Source organism: Nocardioides sp. GCM10027114 (assembly GCF_042659625.1).
Lineage (GTDB): Bacteria > Actinomycetota > Actinomycetes > Propionibacteriales > Nocardioidaceae > Nocardioides.
The window spans coordinates 53,694-74,671 of record NZ_JBHSSS010000020.1; the positions used below are offsets into that span (position 1 = coordinate 53,694).

At 71.6% G+C, this 20,978-nt stretch carries 16 protein-coding genes and 1 tRNA gene; 13 read left to right on the forward strand and 4 right to left on the reverse strand.

Going from position 1 to position 20,978, the window contains the following annotated elements; genetic code table 11:
- The first annotated feature begins 77 nt into the window (after positions 1-77).
- From topA to ACFP2E_RS10045, 5 genes are read left to right on the forward strand one after another with little or no spacing between them, the layout of a single operon-like run.
- Positions 78-2,822: a type I DNA topoisomerase gene (gene topA, locus ACFP2E_RS10025; RefSeq protein WP_378522461.1), complete on the forward strand. Its 2,745-nt coding sequence runs from the start codon at positions 78-80 to the stop codon at positions 2,820-2,822.
- A gap of 32 nt (positions 2,823-2,854) precedes the next feature.
- Complete coding sequence (locus ACFP2E_RS10030; protein ID WP_378522462.1) at positions 2,855-3,307, forward strand: hypothetical protein; 453 nt, start codon at positions 2,855-2,857, stop codon at positions 3,305-3,307.
- Positions 3,308-3,317: 10 nt separating this feature from the next.
- On the forward strand, positions 3,318-3,971 hold the full coding sequence (gene tmk / locus ACFP2E_RS10035) for a dTMP kinase (protein ID WP_378522463.1): 654 nt from the start codon (positions 3,318-3,320) through the stop codon (positions 3,969-3,971).
- Positions 3,968-5,149, forward strand: coding sequence for a DNA polymerase III subunit delta' (locus tag ACFP2E_RS10040; RefSeq protein WP_378522464.1), 1,182 nt, complete (start codon positions 3,968-3,970; stop codon positions 5,147-5,149). Before tmk ends, ACFP2E_RS10040 begins: the two co-directional genes overlap by 4 nt.
- 35 nt (positions 5,150-5,184) lie before the next feature.
- Positions 5,185-6,780 carry an alpha/beta hydrolase gene (locus tag ACFP2E_RS10045; protein ID WP_378522465.1) on the forward strand — a complete coding sequence of 532 codons (1,596 nt, stop codon included), beginning with the start codon at positions 5,185-5,187 and terminating at the stop codon, positions 6,778-6,780.
- Positions 6,781-6,798: 18 nt separating this feature from the next.
- Here the strand turns inward: ACFP2E_RS10045 and ACFP2E_RS10050 are convergent, their stop codons facing one another.
- Entirely contained in the window at positions 6,799-7,725 is a 927-nt protein-coding gene (locus ACFP2E_RS10050) for a LysR family transcriptional regulator (protein WP_378522466.1), read from the reverse strand.
- 104 nt (positions 7,726-7,829) lie between these two features.
- Between ACFP2E_RS10050 and ACFP2E_RS10055 the strand changes: the two genes are divergently transcribed.
- The 5 genes from ACFP2E_RS10055 to ACFP2E_RS10075 all read left to right on the forward strand — a co-directional run bounded on the left by ACFP2E_RS10055 (position 7,830) and on the right by ACFP2E_RS10075 (position 12,488).
- On the forward strand, positions 7,830-8,012 hold the full coding sequence (locus tag ACFP2E_RS10055; protein WP_378522467.1) for a hypothetical protein: 183 nt from the start codon (positions 7,830-7,832) through the stop codon (positions 8,010-8,012).
- Between the two features lie 83 nt (positions 8,013-8,095).
- A tRNA-Thr gene (locus ACFP2E_RS10060) sits at positions 8,096-8,168 on the forward strand.
- Between the two features lie 141 nt (positions 8,169-8,309).
- The gene (locus ACFP2E_RS10065; RefSeq protein ID WP_378522468.1) at positions 8,310-10,910 is read left to right on the forward strand and encodes an ATP-binding protein; all 2,601 of its coding nucleotides are present in this window, start codon (positions 8,310-8,312) and stop codon (positions 10,908-10,910) included.
- A gap of 94 nt (positions 10,911-11,004) precedes the next feature.
- A complete protein-coding gene (locus ACFP2E_RS10070) occupies positions 11,005-11,256 on the forward strand; it encodes a nickel-binding protein (protein WP_378522469.1) in 252 nt (83 codons plus the stop codon).
- A 14-nt stretch (positions 11,257-11,270) separates the two neighbouring features.
- Positions 11,271-12,488, forward strand: a complete 1,218-nt coding sequence (locus ACFP2E_RS10075) for a multidrug effflux MFS transporter (RefSeq protein WP_378522470.1) — start codon at positions 11,271-11,273, stop codon at positions 12,486-12,488.
- A gap of 180 nt (positions 12,489-12,668) precedes the next feature.
- Here ACFP2E_RS10075 and ACFP2E_RS10080 read toward each other — a convergent pair whose 3' ends face one another.
- The gene (locus tag ACFP2E_RS10080) at positions 12,669-12,872 is read right to left on the reverse strand and encodes a hypothetical protein (RefSeq protein WP_378522471.1); all 204 of its coding nucleotides are present in this window, start codon (positions 12,870-12,872) and stop codon (positions 12,669-12,671) included.
- A gap of 100 nt (positions 12,873-12,972) precedes the next feature.
- On the reverse strand, positions 12,973-14,742 hold the full coding sequence (locus ACFP2E_RS10085; protein ID WP_378522472.1) for an SLC13 family permease: 1,770 nt from the start codon (positions 14,740-14,742) through the stop codon (positions 12,973-12,975).
- 193 nt (positions 14,743-14,935) lie between these two features.
- On the opposite strand from ACFP2E_RS10085, the gene ACFP2E_RS10090 reads away from it, so the two are divergent.
- Positions 14,936-17,233, forward strand: coding sequence for a hypothetical protein (locus ACFP2E_RS10090; protein WP_378522473.1), 2,298 nt, complete (start codon positions 14,936-14,938; stop codon positions 17,231-17,233).
- Between the two features lie 53 nt (positions 17,234-17,286).
- On the opposite strand, the gene ACFP2E_RS10095 is transcribed toward ACFP2E_RS10090, so the two are convergent.
- Positions 17,287-18,168 carry a LysR family transcriptional regulator gene (locus ACFP2E_RS10095; RefSeq protein WP_378539329.1) on the reverse strand — a complete coding sequence of 294 codons (882 nt, stop codon included), beginning with the start codon at positions 18,166-18,168 and terminating at the stop codon, positions 17,287-17,289.
- 100 nt (positions 18,169-18,268) lie between these two features.
- Here ACFP2E_RS10095 and ACFP2E_RS10100 point away from each other — a divergent pair, with 100 nt between their 5' ends.
- Together ACFP2E_RS10100 and ACFP2E_RS10105 are read left to right on the forward strand one after the other, a co-directional pair.
- Complete coding sequence (locus ACFP2E_RS10100; RefSeq protein WP_378522475.1) at positions 18,269-19,855, forward strand: ABC transporter substrate-binding protein; 1,587 nt, start codon at positions 18,269-18,271, stop codon at positions 19,853-19,855.
- A gap of 108 nt (positions 19,856-19,963) precedes the next feature.
- The gene (locus ACFP2E_RS10105) at positions 19,964-20,977 is read left to right on the forward strand and encodes an ABC transporter permease (protein WP_378522476.1); all 1,014 of its coding nucleotides are present in this window, start codon (positions 19,964-19,966) and stop codon (positions 20,975-20,977) included.
- Position 20,978 lies beyond the last annotated feature (1 nt).

Sequence of the window (20,978 nt, forward strand, 5' to 3'; positions counted from 1 at the left end):
CGAGGAAGGGCCGCCCGACCCGGGACGCGCTACCGTGTGCCCCGCGAAGCCCGGTGTGGCCCAGGCGTGGCCCGGGTATGACACCGTGGCCGCACCCCGGAACCCCAAGGAGAAGCAGTCTCGTGGCACACAAGCTGGTGATCGTCGAGTCCCCGGCCAAGGCCCGCACCATCGGCGGGTACCTCGGCAGCGGGTACGTCGTCGAGTCCTCCATCGGCCACATCCGCGACCTGCCCAACAGCGCGGCCGACACCCCGGCCAAGATCAAGGACAAGCCGTGGGGACGGCTCGCGGTCGACGTGGAGAACGGCTTCGAGCCCTACTACGTCGTGCCCCGCGACAAGAAGTCGCACATCACCAAGCTCAAGGGCCTGCTCAAGGAGGCCGACGAGCTCTTCCTCGCCACCGATGAGGACCGCGAGGGGGAGGCCATCGCCTGGCACCTCCTCGACGAGCTGAAGCCCAAGGTGCCGGTGCGACGGATGGTCTTCCACGAGATCACCAAGCCCGCGATCCTCGCCGCGGTCGAGAACCCCCGCGACATCAACGACGACCTCGTCGAGGCGCAGGAGGCGCGCCGCATCCTCGACCGGCTCTACGGCTACGAGGTCAGCCCCGTGCTGTGGAAGAAGGTCATGTCCGGCCTCTCCGCCGGCCGGGTGCAGTCCGTGGCGACCCGGCTCGTGGTCGACCGCGAGCGCGAGCGGATGAAGTTCAAGGTCGCCTCCTACTGGGACCTCGAGGGCACGTTCGACGCCGGCAGCAAGCACGAGCAGCGGATGTTCCCGGCCAAGGTCCACTCCGTCGACGGTGCCCGCGTCGCCCGCGGCGGCGACTTCGGCCCCGACGGTCGGCTCAAGGAGAAGGCCGAGGGGAAGACCGTCCACCTCGACCGGGCCCGCGCCGAGGCGCTGGTCGAGGGCCTGCGCGACACGACGTACGACGTCCGGTCGGTCGAGTCGAAGCCCTACCGCCGCTCGCCCTACGCGCCGTTCCGCACCACCACGCTGCAGCAGGAGGCGTCCCGCAAGCTCGGGTTCTCCGCCTCGGTGACGATGTCGGTCGCGCAGCGGCTGTACGAGAACGGCTTCATCACCTACATGCGTACCGACTCGACCACGCTGTCGGACGCGGCCGTCGGCGCCGCCCGCGCCCAGGTCCGCGAGCTGTACGGCGCCGAGTACCTCCCCGACGCGCCGCGCACCTACGCCAGCAAGGTCAAGAACGCCCAGGAGGCGCACGAGGCGATCCGCCCCGCGGGCGAGTCGTTCCGCACCCCCGCGCAGACCGGCCTGACAGGCGACCAGTTCCGGCTCTACGAGCTGATCTGGATGCGCACCGTCGCCTCCCAGATGAAGGACGCGGTCGGCCAGTCGGTGTCGGTCCGCATCGGCGGCGCCGCCGCCACCGGCGAGGACGTCGTCTTCGCCGCGACCGGCCGGGTCATCACCTTCCACGGCTTTCTCAAGGCCTACGTCGAGGGCACCGACGACGCCGCCGCGGCCCGCGACGACGCCGAGACCCGGCTGCCCGCGCTGGAGGAGGGCGACGCCGTCTCCGCCGCGTCGGTGTCCGCCGCCGGCCACGAGACCAAGCCGCCCGCGCGCTACACCGAGGCCACGCTCATCAAGGAGCTCGAGGACCGCGAGATCGGCCGCCCCTCGACGTACGCCTCGATCATCAAGACCATCATCGACCGCGGCTACGTCTACAAGAAGGGCACCGCGCTGGTGCCGGCCTGGCTGGCGTTCTCGGTGATCCGGCTGCTGGAGGAGCACTTCCCGCGGCAGGTCTCCTACGAGTTCACCGCCACGATGGAGGACATCCTCGACGACATCGCGGGCGGACGTCGCGACCGCGCGACCGAGCTCGCGGAGTTCTACTACGGCTCCGACTCCGTCCAGGGGCTGCACACCCTGGTCAGCGAGCTGGGCGACATCGACGCCCGCGAGCTGGCGACCTTCCCGATCGGCGACCCGGACTCCGGCATCAACCTCCGGGTCGGCCGCTACGGCCCCTACCTCGAGGGCCCGGGCGACGACGGCACCCCGGCCGGCAAGCGGGCCAACGTGCCCGACGACCTGCCGCCGGACGAGCTGACCCTGGAGAAGGCCAAGGAGCTGTTCGCCAACCCGGCGGGTGAGGAGACCGAGCTCGGCACCCACCCCGAGACCGGGCTGCAGGTCGTCGCGAAGAACGGCCGCTTCGGCCCCTACGTCACCGAGCTGCTGCCCGAGGACGCCCCGAAGTCCGCGAAGCCGCGCACCGGCTCGCTGTTCAAGTCGATGAGCCTCGAGACGGTCACGCTCGAGGACGCGGTGAAGCTGCTGTCGCTGCCGCGGGTGGTCGGCACGGACGCCGAGGGCGTCGAGATCACCGCCCAGAACGGCCGCTACGGGCCCTACCTGAAGAAGGGGACCGACTCCCGGTCGCTGCAGTCCGAGGAGCAGATCTTCTCGATCACCCTCGACGAGGCGCTGGCGATCTACGCACAGCCCAAGCAGCGCGGCCGGGCGGCCGCCGCGGCGCCGCTCAAGGAGCTCGGCAACGACCCGGTGTCCGGCAACCCGGTCGTCGTCAAGGCGGGCCGCTTCGGCGAGTACGTCACCGACGGCGAGTACAACGCCACCCTCCGCAAGGACGACACCGTCGAGGGCATCACCCTCGAGCGGGCGGCGGAGCTGCTGGAGGAGCGGCGCGCCAAGGGGCCGGCGAAGAAGGCGGCCAAGAAGGGCGCCAAGAAGACCGCCGCCAAGAAGTCGGCGACCAAGAAGACCGCCGCGAAGAAGACGACGAAGAAGGCCGCGGCCAAGAAGTCCTGACGCCGGCGGCCCCGCGCGTGGACAATCGCGCCGTGGGGAACGTCGGGGCCGTGGTCGCACTGGCGTACGCGTGCGCCGTCGCGGTCGGGCTGCACCTGCTGGCGGGGGTGTTCTTCGTCATCGGGGTGTGCGGGGTCAGCGACACCGCGATCTCGTTCCCGGCCGCTGCCTCGCCCCAGGGCCGGCTGTGCGCCGCCGGGCCGGACGACGCCGCGTGGTGGCTGGCGGTCGGCGCGCTCGCCCTGTCGGCGGTGCTGTCGGTGGCGGTCGCGGTGGTGCTGTGGCGGCGAGGTGGCCGCCCCCGCCTCGCGAGCCCTGCCCCGCTGGTCGTGGCGCCGGCCGTGGTGGTGCTGCTGCTCGCCCTCCCGGGCGACACCTGCAGTCCGGAGCAGCTGCGCGCCGAGTCGGCGTACGCCTGCCGGACCACACCGGACGGGGGCCGGACGGGTGACCCGCCGGTGGCGGACGTCGGTGCGACCTCGTAGCGTCACCCCCGTGCAGCGAGACTTCCCCGGCGTCCACGCGCCCACCGGCGTGTTCGTCTGCTTCGAGGGCGGCGACGGCTCCGGCAAGTCCACGCAGTCCCGGATGCTGGCCGAGTGGCTCCGCGACGAGGGGTACGCCGTCCGGCTGACCTTCGAGCCCGGAGACACGGAGGTCGGCCGGGAGCTGCGCCGCATCGTGCTGAGCCCGGAGACGGGTGAGCTCTCCGACCGTACCGAGGCGCTCGTCTACGCCGCCGACAAGGCCGAGCACGTCGACACGGTGGTGCGTCCGGCGCTCGAGCGGGGCGAGGTGGTCATCACCGACCGCTACGTCGACTCCACGCTGGCCTACCAGGGCGCCGGCCGCTCGCTCGACGTCGCCGAGGTCGAGGCCGTCGCCCGCTGGGCGACCGGCGACCTGCGGCCCCACCTCACCGTCGTGCTCGACCTCGAGCCGGCGCAGGGGCTCGGCCGGTTCGACGGCCGCGACCGGATCGAGGGCGAGTCGGAGGAGTTCCACCGCCGGGTCCGCGAGGCGTTCCTGCGGATGGCCGACGCCGACCCCGACCACTACCTCGTGCTCGACGCCCGCAAGGGGATCGACGACATCGCCGCGGCCGTCCGCGACCGGGTCGCGCCGCTGCTGGGGCAGGCCCGCCGATGACGGTCGGCCAGGGCACGACCGCGCAGGCCGGGACCGTCTGGGACAGCCTCGTCGGCCAGGCGGCGGCGATCGGCGCCCTGCGGACCGCCGCCGGCGGCCAGGGGATGAGCCATGCCTGGCTGTTCACCGGCCCGCCGGGGTCGGGCCGCTCCAACGCCGCCGTCGCGTTCGCGGCTGCGCTGCAGTGCGAGCGCGCCGGCTGCGGGCAGTGCCACGACTGCCACACCGTGCTGGCCGGCTCCCACGCCGACGTCTCCGTCATCCGCACCGAGAAGCTCTCGATCTCGGTGAAGGAGGTCCGTGACCTGGTGCGACGCTCGGCGCTCGCGCCCGTCGGCCGGCGCTGGCAGATCATCATCGTCGAGGACGCCGACCGGCTGACCGAGCAGGCCGTCAACGCCCTGCTCAAGGCGATCGAGGAGCCGTCCGACCGCACGGTCTGGATGCTGTGCACCCCCACCGTCGAGGACGTCCTGCCCACGATCCGCTCCCGCTGCCGGCTGGTCACGCTCACCACCCCCACCGCCCGCGAGGTCGCCGACTTCCTCGTCCGCGCCGACGCGGTGCCCGAGGGGCTGGCGTCGTACGCCGCCCGCGCCAGCCAGGGTCACATCGGTCGGGCCCGGGCGCTCGCCCGCGACGAGGACACCCGCAACCGCCGCAAGGAGGTCGTCTCCCTGCCGGCGAAGCTGCGCTCCCTCGGCGACTGCATGCGGGCGGCGAGCAACCTCGCCGAGGTCACCAAGCAGGAGGCCGACCTCATCACCAGCGAGCTCGACGCCCGCGAGAAGGCCGACCTCGACGCGTCGTACGGCGTCGTCGAGCGGGGCCGCCGGCCCCGCGAGTACGGCCCCGCCCTCGCCGAGCTGGAGCGGGAGCAGAAGAAGCGCGCGAAGCGGCGCCACCTCGACGTCGTCGACCGCGCACTGATGGACCTGATCTCCGTCTACCGCGACGCGATCGCGCTCGCGGTCGGGGCGCCCGGGCAGCTGGTCAACGAGGAGATCCGCGGCGACGTCGAGGACGTCGCGGCCGTCTCGAGCCCCGAGCTCAACCTGCGCCGGATCGGCTGGATCCTCGACGCGCGCGAGCAGATGCTCGAGTTCAACGTCCCGCCCCAGTTGGCGCTGGAGTCCATGATGGTGGCACTCAAGGCGCCGGACGGCGCGAGGCGGTGACGCAGGCATGAGGACTGGGCCATGAGGACTGGGGCATGAGGAACAAGACCGTCGTGGTCCTGGCGCTGCTGCTGGTGGTCGCGCTCGTCGCGAGCGGCGCGGTGTCGCTGTGGGCGGCGCTGAGCGCCGACAGCAGCGGGGACGACCCCCGGCCCGACGCCGCGGCCACCTCGTCGGCGCCGCCCACGCCGACGGAGGAGCCCTCCGCCGAGCCGGGCGCGACCGACCCGCCGTCCCCGGAGCTCGCCCGCTTCTACGAGCAGCAGCTCACCTGGTCGGAGTGCCGCGACGGCTTCCAGTGCGCCGAGCTGCGGGTGCCGCTCGACTACGCCGAGCCCGACGGCCGCACCATCGACGTCGCCCTGCTGCGGCGGCCGGCGACCGACCCGGCGGCCCGGGTCGGCTCGCTCGTGGTCAACCCCGGCGGCCCCGGCGTCCCCGGGACCGACTACGCCGCCCAGGCGAGCCTGGTCTTCCGCGACCCGCTGCTCGACGGCTTCGACATCGTGGGCTTCGACCCCCGCGGCACGGGCGGCAGTGCCCCGGTCGACTGCCTCACCGACGCCGAGCTCGACGAGTTCGTCGCCGGCGACCCCAGCCCTGACGACGCGGCCGAGCGCCGGGAGTTCCAGCGCGCAGTGGACGCGATGGGCGAGGGCTGCGCGGAGCGCTCGGGCGAGGTGGCCGCCCACGTCACCACCGTCGAGGCCGCCCGCGACATGGACGTGCTGCGAGCCGCGCTCGGCGAGGCCGAGATGGACTACTTCGGCGCTTCCTACGGCACCAAGCTCGGCGCGACGTACGCCGAGCTGTTCCCCGGCCGGGTCGGCCGGTTCGTCCTCGACGGCGCCGTCGACCTCTCGCTCGACTCGCGGCAGCTCGCGCTCGAGCAGGCCGCCGGCTTCGAGACCGCGCTGCGTGCCTACATCGAGGACTGCCTCGCGACCTCCGACTCCTGCTTCCTCGGCGACGACGTGGAGGAGGGGCTGGAGACGATCCAGGACCTGCTCGCCGACATCGAGGACGACCCGCTCCCGGCCCCGGGTGGCCGCGAGCTGCGGGTCGGCAACGCCTTCTACGGCATCGTGACGCCGCTGTACGTCGCGGACTACTGGTTCGTGCTCAGCACCGCGCTGCGGTCCGCGCTCAACGGCGACGGTGCCCCGCTGATGCAGCTGTCGGACCTGTACACCTCGCGCGGCGCCAACGGTTACACCGACAACTCGATGGAGGCGATCTACGCGATCAACTGCCTCGACGACCCGTACGCCGTCACGCCCCGGCAGGTGCCCGCCCAGCTCGACGACTTCGAGAAGGCGTCGCCGACCTTCGGCGAGGTGTTCGCGTGGGGCCTCGTCGGGTGCGGCGGCCTCGAGGTGGAGTCGTCCGTCGAGGTGCCCGAGGTGCGGGCCGAGGGCGCCGCGCCGATCGTCGTCATCGGCACCACCCGCGACCCGGCCACGCCGTACGCCTGGGCGGAGGCGCTCGCCGAACAGCTCGAGTCGGGCGTTCTGGTCAGCCGCGACGGCGACGGCCACACCGCCTACAACGCCGGCAACGACTGCATCGACGAGGCGGTCCACGACTACCTGCTCGACGGCGCCGTCCCTGACGACGGCCTCTCCTGCTGACCGCTGCCCGAGCTCGCGTCAGCGTGGGTGGACCGGGTCGGCGATGGCCTGGATCCGGGCGGTGGCTAGCTCGATCATCAGCTTCGCCGCGGGGGAGAGGGCGGCCCCGGCCCGGTGCACGATCGCCAGGGTGTCGAACTGGCGGGGCCGCAGCGAGACCATCCCGGCGTTGGGCGCCAGCCGGGGCAGCAGCTGCAGCGCTGCGCCCTTGGGGATGACCGAGTCGGCCAGGCCCATCCCGACCAGCTCGACAGCGGTCTCGACGTCCTCGACCTCGATCCGGGTCTGCGGGTTCCGGCCGGTCTCGTGGAGCATCTGGCGCAGCACGATCCGGGTGGAGTCGTCGGCGCGCCAGGTGGTCTCCGGCATCACCAGCGAGGCGCGGGAGAGTCGCTGCGCGGTCACCGGCGAGGCCACCTGCTCGGGGTCGGCACTGATGTAGACGAGCTCGTCGCGCGCCACCGGGGTGACGTGCATCCCTTCGCTGGTGACAGTCGGGACAGCGATCATCGCGGCCTCGATACGCCCGCGCCGCAGGTGCTCCTGCACGTCGGAGGAGTTCTGGCCGATCAGCTCCACCCGGACGCCAGGGTGGCGGGTCAGCACGTCGGCGACGAGGCCGGCGCCGGCGTACAACCGGGCGGTGCCGAACATGCCGAAGCGAATCGTGCCGGTCTCCAGCGCCACCACCCTCTGCACCGCCCGCCGAGCCTCCTCGGCGGCCCCGATCGCTGCCTCCGCGTGCGGACGCAGGTCGTCGGCGACGGTGGTCGGCACCACCCCGCGGCCGACCCGGCGGAAGAGCGGGACGCCGAGGGTCTTCTCCAGCGCCCTGATCTGCTCGGAGACCGACGGCTGGGCGTAGCCGAGCTCCTCGGCGGCCGCGGTGAGGGAGCCGTGCTCGTAGGTGGCGAGGAAGCAGCGCAGCTGATGGAGAGAAAGCATAGGGGACTCCTTGGGAACCTCTCGGAAAGAGAGGCTACCCCTATGGCTTGCGTTCTTTCAGACTGGTACGTGACAGACGTATCGATCCTCGAGGGAGGTCCCCCATGTTCGACAGCCACTGCACCGCCTGCGACAAGCGCCAGCTGATCTTCCCGAGCCAGATCAGCGGCCTCACCAACACCGACGAGGGCATCGTCGTGTCCTACACCTGCTGGTGCGGCGCCGAGCAGGCCATGGTCACCGGTCGCAACGCGCGCGCCGAGCGCACCGTCTCGCTCGCGGCCTGACGCACCGGTTTCGCTCCCGACCGGGGCGGTCCGTATACTTCCCCGGGTTGCCCGGCCGGTCATGACCATCAGCCGGGCAGCGCGCCGCCTTAGCTCAGTCGGTAGAGCGATTCACTCGTAATGAATAGGTCGTCGGTTCGATTCCGACAGGCGGCTCCGGCGAGGGCCTCCGATCTGCAGAGATGCAGTCGGGGGCCCTCAGTGCTTCTCGGAGTCGAATCCCAGTTCCGGTGAGAGCCCGTTACGACTGCCGCCGAGACGTAGTGGCGTGTGCGGCACAGGTCATACGGTGCAGGCATGGACGCTGCGTCGCTGGTGGGGCGGGAGCCGGAGATCGCTCGGCTCGACGTCCTGCTGGCGGGCGCCCGACAGGGCGAGGGGCGGGTCGTCCTCGTTCGCGGTGAGGCGGGGATCGGCAAGAGCGCCCTGGTCGACGCGTTCGTCACAGACGCCGCCGGGAGTGCGCTGGTGCACGTGGGGTGGTGCGACCCGCTGGGGACTCCGCAGCCGCTCGGTCCGGTCCGGGACGTGGCGAGGGGAAGCCCTGCCGTGGCGGCGGCCCTCCTGCTGGGGAAGCGCACGGCGGTGATGGAAGCGCTGCTGGACCTGTTGTCCCCGCCCGCGGAGCCTGCGGTGCTGGTGGTCGAGGACGCGCACTGGGCGGACGAGGCAACGCTGGACGTCATCGGATTCCTGGGGCGGCGGATCACGAGGACCCGGGGGCTGCTCGTGCTGACCTACCGCGATCACGATGTGGATGCCGACCATCCGTTGCGGCAGATCGTCGGGGAGCTGCCGCCGTCGAACGTCGAGCGGATCGCTCTCCCACCGCTCTCCCTGGCCGCCGTCACTGCGTTGGCGGCTGACGTTCCGGTCGAGCCGTCACAGCTGCTCGCCGTCACCGGCGGCAACGCGCTCTTCGTCACCGAGCTTCTGGCCTCCGAGACACTTGTGGCGCCGCGTTCTGTCGAGGACACCGTGCTCGCACGTCTGTCGCACCTGAGCCCACCGGCCCGCTGGCTGGCCGAGCTGGTGTCCATCCACCCGGGCGGCGCCGAGTGGCCGCTGGTGGAGGCGGTGCTGCCGCCGGCCGGGGCCGACGTCGAGGACGGCGTACGACGGGGCCTGCTGCGGGTGGACTCCGACGGGGTTCGCTTCCGGCACGAGATCCAGCGCCGGGTGGTCGAGTCCTCGCTGCCGGGCGACCGCCGGCGCCGGCTCCACCACCAGGTGCTGGCCTACCTCGGCGACGAGGGGGAGGCCGCTCGGGTCGTGCACCATGCCCGCGCAGTCGGTGACGACGCCACGCTCATCGCCTTCGGACCGCGGGCGGCCCGGGCCGCGATGGCGGCGTCCAGCCCTCGTGAAGCGATCACCCACTTCCGCGCGATCGCGCCGCTCCTCGACCGGATGCCTGTCGACGAGGCCGCCGGCCTGGCGGAGGACTGGTTGCGGACGGCGGCGCAGCACGGCTACCCCGACGACGCCATGGCTGCGCTGCCCCGGACGGTGGACCTGTGGCGGCAGGCTGGCTCCCCCGGTGCCGCAGCCAGGGCGGTGGCACGGGGTGTCATGGTGCTCGAGAACGCCGGGCGTCCGCGCGAGGCCGACGCCGCCGCCGAGGAGGCGGTCGCGGTCCTCGAAGAGCGGCCACCCGGAGCGGACCTCGCCTTCGCACTGACCGAGCGAGCCCGCCTGCACCTGCTCCGCCACGGTGACGAGCAGGCTGAACCGGCCATCGCCCTGGACCGGGCGATCGACCTCGCCGAGGCCGCCGGCGACGAGCGCAACGCCGCCAACGCCCTGACCCTGAAGGGGATCTTCCTGCACAACGCCGGCGACCCGCGGGGCATCCCGCTGATGGAACGTGCCCATGCCCGGGCTTCCGTCAGCGGTGACCACTTCGAGGAGACCGAGGCCCTGATGATCCTCGCCGGGAAGACCGCGGACGTGCGGGACCTGCGTCGCGCCCTCGACCTGGTCGAGCGGGGCCTGGCGGCCGCGGCCCGCTACGAGCTGCGGCCCCAGGAGTCGTTCGCGCGGGTCATGCGGGCCGAGCTGCTGATGTGGATCGGGGAGTGGACGGCTGCAGAGGAGGAGGCCTCGGAGCTGCTCGGCAGGGGAGCCGACGTGGAGCCGACAGCGGCGCGGATCCTCGCCACGATCGCGATGCGGCAACGGGGGTCGGCTGCGGCCGCCGCGGTGCGGCACGCGTGGACGCTGGCTCGGCAGTGGGACCAGCTCAGGCTCCTCGATCCTGCGGCGGGGGTCGTGGCGGAGTTCCTGTGGCTGACCGGCGAGGAGGACCCGGAATGGCTCGGCGAGCTCGACGGGGTCCTCGAGCGTGGGCGTCGCAGCGGTGCGCGCTGGCCGAGCGGGGCGTTCGCCTTCTGGATGTGGAAGCTCGGCCGCCTCACCACAGTGCCGACGTCGGTCCTGGACTGGTACGGCTGGACGATGCGCGGTCAACCGGAGCGCGCCGCGCACTTCTGGGCCGCGCAAGGGGCCGGCTACGACCAGGCGATGGCTCTGCTGCACGGCGACGACGCCCAGGCCGTCGGGGCGCTGCGCATCGTCGAGGATCTCGGCGCCGACGGCGCCGCGCGCCGGATCCGGCGCGAGCTGCAGCAGCGGGGTTTCCGCGCCCCGCGCGGGACCTCCCGGGCCGCGCGCACCCATGCTGCGGGGCTGACGACCCGGCAGTCCGAGGTGATGGCGCTTCTCGCCGAGGGCCTCAGCAACGCCGAAATCGCGGACCGGTTGTTCGTCTCCCCGCGCACAGCCGAGAACCACGTCACGGCCATCCTGCACAAGCTCGACGCCGGCAGTCGTGAGGCTGCGGTCCGGAAGGCGCGCGAGCAGGGCCTGCTGGACTGCGACAGACTCATTCCTGAGTAGCGCTTGCAAACTCTTGAGTGGTCTCCACGGACGTCACCCGCGGCCGGTGGCCCTAGCGTCGAAGGACCGACACGACGCGAGAAGGAGACCGGCCATGGCCCTCTTCATGGACATCCACACGATCGAGGGCGGCGTCGACGCGGCGGCAGCCGCGCAGGCACACCAGGCGGACCTTGCCGTCCAGGACAAGTACGGCGTGAGCTACCTGCGCTACTGGATCGACGAGACCGGCGAGAAGATCTTCTGCCTGGTCGAGGCCGACCGGGCCGAGGACGCTGCCGCCGTGCATCGCGAGGCACACGGGCTGGTCGCCGAGGAGATCTTCGCCGTCTCCGAGCACCGCTGAGCCGGGACCGTGCCATGTCGCAGGAGACCCAGGTAGGACACCGGGCGTCCGCGCCGCCGTCGGGAGGTCTGGTCCTCCTGCTGGGCGGGATGATCGTCCTCGGCGGAGTGACGGTCGACCTGTACCTTCCGTCGCTGCCGGCCGTGGCGCGGGACCTGGGAACATCGCCGGCTGCCGCTCAGGCCACGATCTCGGCAGGCCTGATCGGCGCCGCAGCCGGCCAGCTGGTCGTCGGCCCGCTCTCGGACCGGTACGGCCGGCGATTGCCGGCGCTGGTCGGCCTGGTCGTGCACGTGGTCACCTCCGTGGGATGCATGCTCGCCCCCACGGTCGGGGCGCTGGTGGGCCTCCGGCTCCTGCAGGGTGTTGCGGTGGCTGCCTGTGGCCTCACCGCCATGGCTGTCGTCCGCGACCGGTGCTCGGACAGCGCTGCAGCGCGGGTGATCTCGCGGTTGATGCTGGTGTTCGCGGTGACCCCGCTGATCGCACCGTGGCTGGGTGGCATGATCGCCGGCGCCGCAGGGTGGCGGGCGGTCTTCGGAGTGCTGGCTCTCGCCGGTGCGGCCGTCCTGGCCGTGGTCTGGCGCTGGCTGCCGGAGACGCTGCCGCGTGAGGCCCGCCGCGCCGGCGGCATCGGCCCGGCGCTGCGCGGCTACGCCGCGCTGGCCCGGGACCGTCGGTTCGTGGTGCTCGCCGTCCTCGGCGGTCTGGCCTGGGGCGTGATCATCAGCTGGATCGTCGGGTCGCCCTTCACCCTCCAGGTCGAGTACGGCCTGAGCCAGGAGCGCTTCGGCCTCGTCGTCGCGCTGATGAGCGCGGCTCTCATGAGCGGGTTCCAGGTCAACGCCGTCGTGGTCCGTACGGTCGAGCCTCTGCAGGTGGTGCGGGTCGCCACGCCGGCCGCGCTCGTCCTCGCGGTCCTGCTGATGGTGATCATGAGAAGCGGGGCGGGTGGGCTGGTCGGACTCCTCGGCGTGGTGTGGCTGTTGCTGGCGACGGTCAGCATGATCGCGCCGAACACCTTCGCGCTCGCGCTGACCAGGCACGGCGAGCGGGCCGGATCGGCGACCGCGCTGCTGGAGTTCCTGCAACAGGGAACGGCGGCCCTGGGGAGCCTGCTCGTCGGAGGCCTCGGTGGCGGCGGATCGGCCACCGCGACCGCCATCCTCGTCGCGGCAGGGGCGACGCTTCTTCTCCTGGCGCTCGGGACCCCCACCTATCGGCGCGGCTAGGGCGTTCCGGGGGGCGTGACCGTCCCGCACGGGGTCGACCAGCAGGGGGAGGCGTCTCGCCCGGTGGCTCTGCCTGTCCGGGACCGCCCTCCGTGCTCGAGCGGTACGCCGCCCTGGGCCGGAGCTCCGCGGACGTGGTCGTGCCGGGCGTGAAGAACCGTTCTGCTACCAGTCGCTGTCCTAGAGGGCGGCGCGCCGTGCGCGCGGAGCGGGCGCAGCCGCCCGCCGCCGGCGGAGGTAGAGCTCGACCTCCTCGTGCTCGAGGCGGCGGCGGGCCAGGTCGGTCGCGGCCGCACGGGCGTTCGCGACTGCGCCCTGCTGTCCGGCCCTGGCCGACAGCACTTGCGTGGTCCGGCGCAGGATCGCCTGGATGTCGAACCCCATCTGTCCCCCTGATCGTCGTGGCGACGACTCAGAATAGACAATCTAGAGTGAATTACTCAAGTTTTTCGCCCGGTGGTAGCGCGACGTCCGGCGCGCGAACTCACGCCGTCCAGAGCATCGGGGTCAGCACGACGGTCGCGCCGATGACCGTCACCGTCAGCACCCAGCCCAGCCGGGCGTAGTCGCCGAACCGGTAGCCGCCGGGGCCGTAGACCATCATGTTGGTCTGGTAGCCGATCGGTGACAGGAACGACGCCGACGCGGCGACCGCGATCGCGATGGCCGCGCCGCGCGGGTCGAGGCCGGCGGCGCCCGCCGCCTGCACGGCGATGGGCAGCATCAGCAGGGCGGCCGCGTTGTTGGTGATCAGCTCGGTGAGGACCACGGTCGCGAGGACCAGGCCGAGCAGCACGCCGCGGTCACCCATCCCGCCGAACGCGTCGACCAGCCCCGACGCGATGGTGTCGGCGAGCCCCGACTCGGCCATCGCGGCCGCCAGCCCGAACGCCGAGGCGATGACGACGATGACCTCGATGTCGATGGCCCGTCTCGCCTCCAGCGGTGACAGCACGCGGGCTCCGACGAGCACCAGGGCGGCGACCAGCGCGCCCTCGAGGATCGGGACGACCTCGGTGGCGGCGAGCACGACGACGCCGAGCAGCAGGCCGACCGGCAGCCACGCCTTCTTCGTCGCGACCGGCGGCGTCCCCTCCAGCTCGGCGACGACGAGGAAGTCGGCGCGGTCCCGCCACCGGTCCTTGAACCCGGGGTCCGAGACCAGGACGAGCGTGTCGCCCACCCGGATCGTGGTGGTGCCGAGCCGACCCTCGACCAGGTGGCCCGAGCGGTGGATGCCCAGCACCGCCGCCTGGTACGCCGACCGGAAGCCGACGTCGCGCAGGGTGCGGCCGACCAGCGGGGACCGCGAGCCCACGACGACCTCGAAGTAGCGCACGGACGGGTCGTCGAGGTCGAGGACGTGCTCGAGCTCCGCGGACCGCAGCCCGCGCATCTCCTGGAGGTCGACGATCCGGTCGACCTGCCCGACGAAGTGGAGCCGGTTCCCGCCGCGCAGCACGGTCTCGGGCCGCACCGGCGCGATGGTGGTGTCGCCGCGGTCGACGGAGGTCAGGAAGATCCCGGACAGGTGGCGCAGGTTCGCCTCGGCGACGGTCTTGCCGTCGACTGGGCCGCCGGGCTCGACGATCATCTCGACCGCGAACCGGCGTCCCTCCTCCTCCATCTCGGTCCGGACCGAGCGGCGGTCGGGCAGCACCCGCGGGCCGAGCGCGATCACGGCGGCGAGGCCGACCAGGGCGATCGGCAGGCCGAGCAGGCCGATCTCGAAGAAGCCGATCTCGCGGAGGCCCAGGCTTCCCATCTGCCCCGACACGACCAGGTTGGTCGAGGTGCCGATGACGGTGATCAGGCCGCCGAGGATCGCGGCGAACGAGACCGGCATCAGCAGCTTGGAGACGGCCACGCCGCGCCGCTGCGCCCACGTCGTCACCTGCGGGATCAGCATCGCGACGATCGGGGTGTTGTTGAGGAACGCCGACGCACCCGCCGTCGGCAGCAGCGTCCGCACCAGCGGCCGGCGGTAGAAGCCCCGCTCACCCAGCGTGCTCTGCATGACCGGGGTCAACGCTCCGGTCTTCTCGATCCCGGCCGCCACGACGTACAGGGCGGCGACCGTGATCGGCGCCGAGTTGGAGAACCCGGAGAACGCCGCGTCGGCCTCCACCACGCCGAGGATCAGCACGGCGACCGCGCCGCCGAAGACGACCACGGCCGGCGAGGTGCGGCCCCGGACAAGGAGGACGAGGACCGCGAGGATCACGGCCAGGGTGACCCAGGCATCGAGCGACACGGAGGCACTCCTTCGAGCCATAAGCGGGGACCGCTCAAGGTACAACGTCTGGCACGACGGACCGGGCATGCCTGTCGGTCGGGCATGACACCGATGCGGCACAGGTCTTGGACCGCACGAGGGCGCAGCCGCCACAGTGACTCGCATCCGGCGCGGTCATGCGGACAGCGCCGACTCCCCGGAGGAGCGCAGCATGCGAGCACGCCCCACGGCCAGGCTGGCGGCGGTCCCGCTGCTTGCTGCGACGGCCGCCACCCTGGCCGCCACCCTGACCGTCCTGACACCCGGCCCGGCCGCCCACGCGGTCGGCACGCCGGTCGCCGGAGACCCGCTCACCGGCACCGGCCAGGTCAGTCGCACCGTCCTCACCGCGTCCCAGCTCGCGTCCGGGGCGCCCACCGGGACCGTCGCCGACAGTGCCTTCGCGCTTCCAGCGAACGCCGCTCCGCCCGCCCACGAGTTCACCGGCACCCTGACGCTGCAGAACGTCGCGACATCGGGCGGCTACTCCCCGATCCGCGACCCCTACGGCTACGGCACGGTGGAGACGGTCAAGCACCTGCCGGCCATGTCGTTGCGCTTCGTCCAGAACGGCAGCCACCTCGTGCCCGCCGACCGCGGGTTGCGGATCACGGGCAACGCCAGCTGGAACTACGTCGTCAGCCCGGGCCGGGTCTGGAAGGAGAGCGGTGATGGTGGCAAGAGCCGCGCCGCCTTCCCGTTCGCGCTCGTCGAGCGCAACGCCAACTGCGTGCACAACGGCGTGATGACGTTCCTCTTCGATGCCAGCACCACCTCGCAGGTGCGCTACCAGGTAACGCAGGAGACCTGCGAGTACCACAAGTTCGACATGTGGGGCCAGGTCAGCGCCACCTGGAACAAGACCGCCATGCCCGGCGCAGCCGCGATCGGCGACGCCTACGCCGCCGAGGTCGCCGACCGGCTGCCGACGAAGCCGATCTCCTCGCTGGCCACCGACTACCCATCGGCCGGGCTCGACATGAGCAGGTTCGGGTCGGGCGTCACGCCGGCCCACATGACCGCATACGGCTTCTACTACAAGGGCGTCAACTACGTCTCCACCTGCGGCACCCGGCAGGGCAGCTACGCCTTCTGCGACCAGATGCTGCTCCCGTCGTACTCGACGGCGAAGTCGATGTTCGGCACCGTCGCGATGGCCCGGCTCGCCCACCTGTACGGCGACGCCGTGCCGCAGCAGGCCGTCAACGCCCACGTCGCCGAGGCGAGCGGCCCCCAGTGGAACGGGGTCACGCTCGACCACGCCGCCGACATGGCGACCGGCAGCTACACCTCTCCTGGCTACGAGGTCGACGAGGCCGGCCAGACCATGACCGACTTCTTCGTCGCCGAGCCGTACGCGACCAAGATGGACGTCGCGGCCAATGGCTTCCCGCGGAAGGTGGCGCCGGGGACGCAGTGGGTCTACCACACCTCCGACACGTTCATGCTCGGTCGCGCCCAGCACCAGTACCTCAGGAGCAAGCAGGGCACCTCCGCGGACATCTTCGCGATGCTCCGCGACGATGTCCTGAAGCCGATCAAGACCTCGGCCGAGAGCTGGAGCAGCCTGCGGACCGACAACTCGGCGACCGGTCAGGCGTTCGCCGGCTACGGCATGTTCTGGACCCAGGACAACATCGCCAAGGTCGCCCGTCTCCTCAACAACGACGACGGGAAGTCGCCCGCCGGCACCCGGCTGCTGTCCGAGGCGGTCGTCGACGCCGGCATGCAGCGCACGCCCACCGACCGCGGGCTCCCCACCGGCAACGGCTTCACCTACAACAACAGCGTCTGGGCCAAGCAGTACACGAGCGCCGACGACCCGTCGTACACCTCGCCGTTCCACGTGCCGTTCATGTCCGGCTTCGGCGGCATCACGGTCGCGATGATGCCCAACGGCGCCACCTACTACTACTTCAGCGACAACAACGAGTTCGCCTACAGTGCGGTGGTCAAGGAGGCCAGCAAGCTCGCCCCGATGACCGGCGGCGGTGGCGGCGGCTGCACCGCCGCGCAGCTGATCGGGAACGGGGGCTTCGAGACCGGGACGGCCGCGCCCTGGTCCGCGAGTCCGGGCGTGATCGACAACCGGCAGGCGCTGCAGCCCGCGCGCACCGGGACCTGGAAGGCGTGGCTCAACGGCTTCGGCTACACCAACACCGAGACCCTCAGCCAGACCGTGACCATCCCCGTGGGCTGCGCGTCGGCCGAGCTGGACCTGTACCTGCGGATCGACTCCGCCGAGACCGAGCCGGTCGCCTACGACACGCTGCGGCTCGAGGTCGTCACCTCGTCGGGGACGTTGACGCTCGCGACCTGGTCGAACCTCGACGAGTCCGGGTACCGGCTGCGCACCTTCGACCTGAAGGCGTACTCCGGCTCCGAGATCACGCTGCGGCTCACCGGGTCGGAGGACTACTCGCTCCAGACCTCTTTCGTGGTGGACGACGTGACGCTCGACGTGTCCTGAGCCCGGACCCCGGTACGGCCACGCGTGACCCCCCGCTCACGGGGACAAGCAGGTCACGCGTGGCCGTAGCGCTCCGCGGTGAACTCCCGGAGCCGGGCGACCGTCTCTCGGATGTGGCGCGCGGCGTAGTGGTCGCGGTCCCAGGCGGCGTAGAGGGTCACGGTCAGCGGCTCGCCGTCGACCATGATCTGCGGCGAGGCGAGGTCGTAGCGCGGGTCGTCGGAGGTGATGCAGACACCGCGGCCGGCCGCGGCCAGCGCCTGCCCGAGCCGGGGGGAGCGGGCCTGGGCGACGACGTCGTAGGTCAGGCCGTCGCGGGTGGTGGCCGCGTCGAAGGCGCGGCGCACGGCGTGGCTCGTGTCGAGGTGGACGAGCGGGTGGGTGACGATCTCGGCGAGGTCGACCTGCCCGCGGTCGCCGAGCGGGTGGTCCTGCGGGACCTGCGCCCAGACCTCGACCCGGACCAGCACCTCGGCCTCGAGCGACCGCGAGGGCACCGAGCTGCCGAGGCCGAAGTCGGCCTGCCCGCGGGCGACCACCTCGTAGACGTCCTGGGGCGAGGTCTCGACGACGTTGGCGAGCGACGCCGGCCCGCCGGAGGCGATGAACGGGGCCACGATGTCGCTGATGGTGGTCGTCGGGCCGGCGACGACGAGATCCGGCGTCGAGCTGGCCGCGATGGCGCCCACCATCGTCCGGGCGTGCGCGGCCCGCGCCAGCAGGTCCCGGGCGATGGGCACGAACTGCCGGCCGACGTCGGTGAGCACCAGCCGACGGTCGACGCGGGCGAAGAGCTGGAGCTGCAGGTCGTGCTCGAGCCGCCGGAGCTGGCGGGACAGCGACGGCTGCGCGACGAAGAGCTCCTTCGACGCCGCGGTCACCGACCCGGTGTCCACGATCGCGAGGAAGTACCGCAGCAGACGCAGGTCCATCATGCCTCCGAGGTATGAGAACACGCCATCCTGAGTATTGGACGGTATGTGATGTGGCTCCCAGAATGGCGTCACGTCAGTTCCTCCACAAGGAGAAAGTCCAATGAAGAGCCGCCAGTTCGTCGCAGCCCTCCTCTCGGCCGTGGGTCTGTCAGCAGTCGCCGCCTGCTCGGGGGAGAGCTCCGCAGGCGGTGCGGGTCCCGCCGCCGACACCAGCGTCCTGACCGTCGCCTCGTCGGCCTCCGTGACCACCTGGGACCCGGTCAAGTCCTTCTCCACCGAGGCGATGTACCTCGGGAACCTCTACGAGCCGCTGCTGTGGAAGAACCCCGCGGGCAGCGCCGAGGAGTACACCCCCGCCATCGCCACCGGCTGGGAGGTTTCCGAGGACGGCCTCACCTGGACGTTCGACATCCGCGAGGGCGTCACCTTCCACACCGGTGAGACCGTCGACGCCGCTGCCGTGAAGGCGAGCCTCGACGCAGCCCGCGAGCGCGCGGGCGCCTCGTTCATCTGGGCGCCGGTCGAGAAGATCAGCACCCCCGACGAGATGACCGTCGAGCTCCAGCTCGGCTACGCCGCCCCGGTCGACCTGATCGCCTCGTCGACGTACGGCGCCTGGATCGTTGCCCCCTCGATGCTCGAGAAGGCCGAGAAGGACGAGAAGTTCTTCGAGTCCGGCGTCGACGGCGGCACCGGTCCCTACACCCTCGCCTCCTACACCGCCGGCGAGAAGGTCGTCCTCGAGCGCTACGAGGACTACTGGAACGAGGAGCGGATGCCGACGTACGAGACCGTCGACATCGCCATCACCTCCGACGCGGTCACCGCGCAGCAGATGCTGACCACCGGGGAGGTCGACTACTCCACGCAGGTGCCGCTGGAGAACGTGTCGACGTTCGAGAGCAACGACGACTACAACGTGAAGGTCTCGAAGTCGCCGTTCAACTTCCTCGCGCTCTTCAACACGACGCGCCCGCCGCTCGACGACCCGCAGGTGCGCCAGGCACTGTCCTGGGCGATCCCCTACGAGGACATCATCCAGGTCGGCGGCCAGGGCTACGGCACGCAGGCGCACGGACCCGTGCCGGACGGCATCTTCCCGTTCTCCGAGGAGGTCCCGCAGTACAGCCAGGACCTCGACAAGGCCAAGGACCTGCTCGCCGAGGCCGGCCACGCCGACGGCTTCGACCTGACGCTGACCTACGCCTCCGAGAACGCTGCCGAGGACCGGTTCGTCCCGCTCATCAAGGACGCCTTCGCACAGATCGGCGTCGACGTGACGGTCAAGGCGCAGCTCTTCAACCAGCAGTGGGAGGAGGCGAAGGCCGACCCGGCCAAGGCCCAGGACATCTTCGTCCTCTACTACTGGCCGACCTACTCCGACGCCGGCTCGGACAACCTCTACTCGCTGTTCCACAGCTCCGACGTGCCGTTCTTCAACCTGAGCTACTGGAAGAACGAGAAGTACGACGCCCTGATCGACGAGGCCGCGACCCTCACCGCGACCGACCGTGACCAGGCGCAGGCGCTCTACGTCGAGGCGATGGAGCTGCTCCACGAGGAGGCGCCGGGCGCGTTCCTGTACGACGCCCAGGCGGTGTCGGTGGTCCCGAGCGGCCTGGAGACCCAGGAGTTCAACGAGAACTACCCGTTCACGACGTTCTTCGCCGGGTTCCGCCCGGCCTGACGTCCGGCGGCGGGGCGTCGGCGCATCATCGTCGTCGACGCCCCCGCCAACCGACCGGCCCTGACCGGCCCCGACCCGCCTCGAGCAGCCGGTGAGTGGAAGGACCCCATGACCCTCTACGTCGCGAAGCGGATCGCCACCTCGGCGGCGGTCCTCGCCACGCTGACCCTGCTGACCTTCGTGCTGTCGAGGGTCGTCCCCTCCGACCCGGCGGTCGTCTACGCCGGACCCAAGGCCACCCCCGAGACGCTGGACCGGATCCGCGAGGAGCTCGGCCTCGACCGGTCGCTTCCCGTGCAGTTCGTCGACTACGTCGCCTCGCTGCTCACCGGCGACCTCGGGGTCTCGCTGGCCACCAAGCAGCCGGTGCTCCCCGACATTCTGCAGCGGCTCCCCTCGACGCTCGAGCTGATCTTCGCCGCCATGACGCTGGCCGCCGTCCTCGGCGTCGCGCTCGGCGTCGTCGCCGCCCGCCGCCAGGGCGGGGTCCTCGACGGGCTGATCCGCTTCCTGTGCATCGGCGGCATCTCGATGCCGGCGTTCTGGCTCGGCCTGCTGCTCCAGGTCCTCGTCGTCGGCCAGCTCGGCCTGCTCCACGCGACCGGCCAGTTCAGCACCACCATCGCCTACAGCAGCCCGATCGCCACGGTGACCCACTTCCCGCTGCTCGACAGCCTGCTCACCGGCAACTGGGTCGCCTTCCGCGACGGCCTCGAGCACCTCGTCCTGCCCGCGCTCACGCTCGCGGCGTACCCGCTCGGCCTGATCGCGCGGATGACCCGGGCGTCGATGCTCGAGGCGCTGGACCAGGACTTCACGCTCACGGCCCGTGCCTACGGCCTCAGCGACCGGCTGATCACCTGGAAGCTCACCCTCAAGAACGCCGTGTCGCCGACGCTCACCGTGCTCGGCCTCTCGATCGCCTATGCACTCACCGGCACGTTCTTCGTCGAGGTCGTCTACAACTGGCCCGGCATCGGCGCCTACGCCACGCAGGCCATGCTCGCGGTCGACTACCCGGTGATCATGGCGATCACGCTGCTCGGCGCGGCTGGCTACCTCGTGACCAACCTCGTCGTGGACCTCCTGCAGGCGCGGCTCGACCCCCGGATGAGGAGCTGAC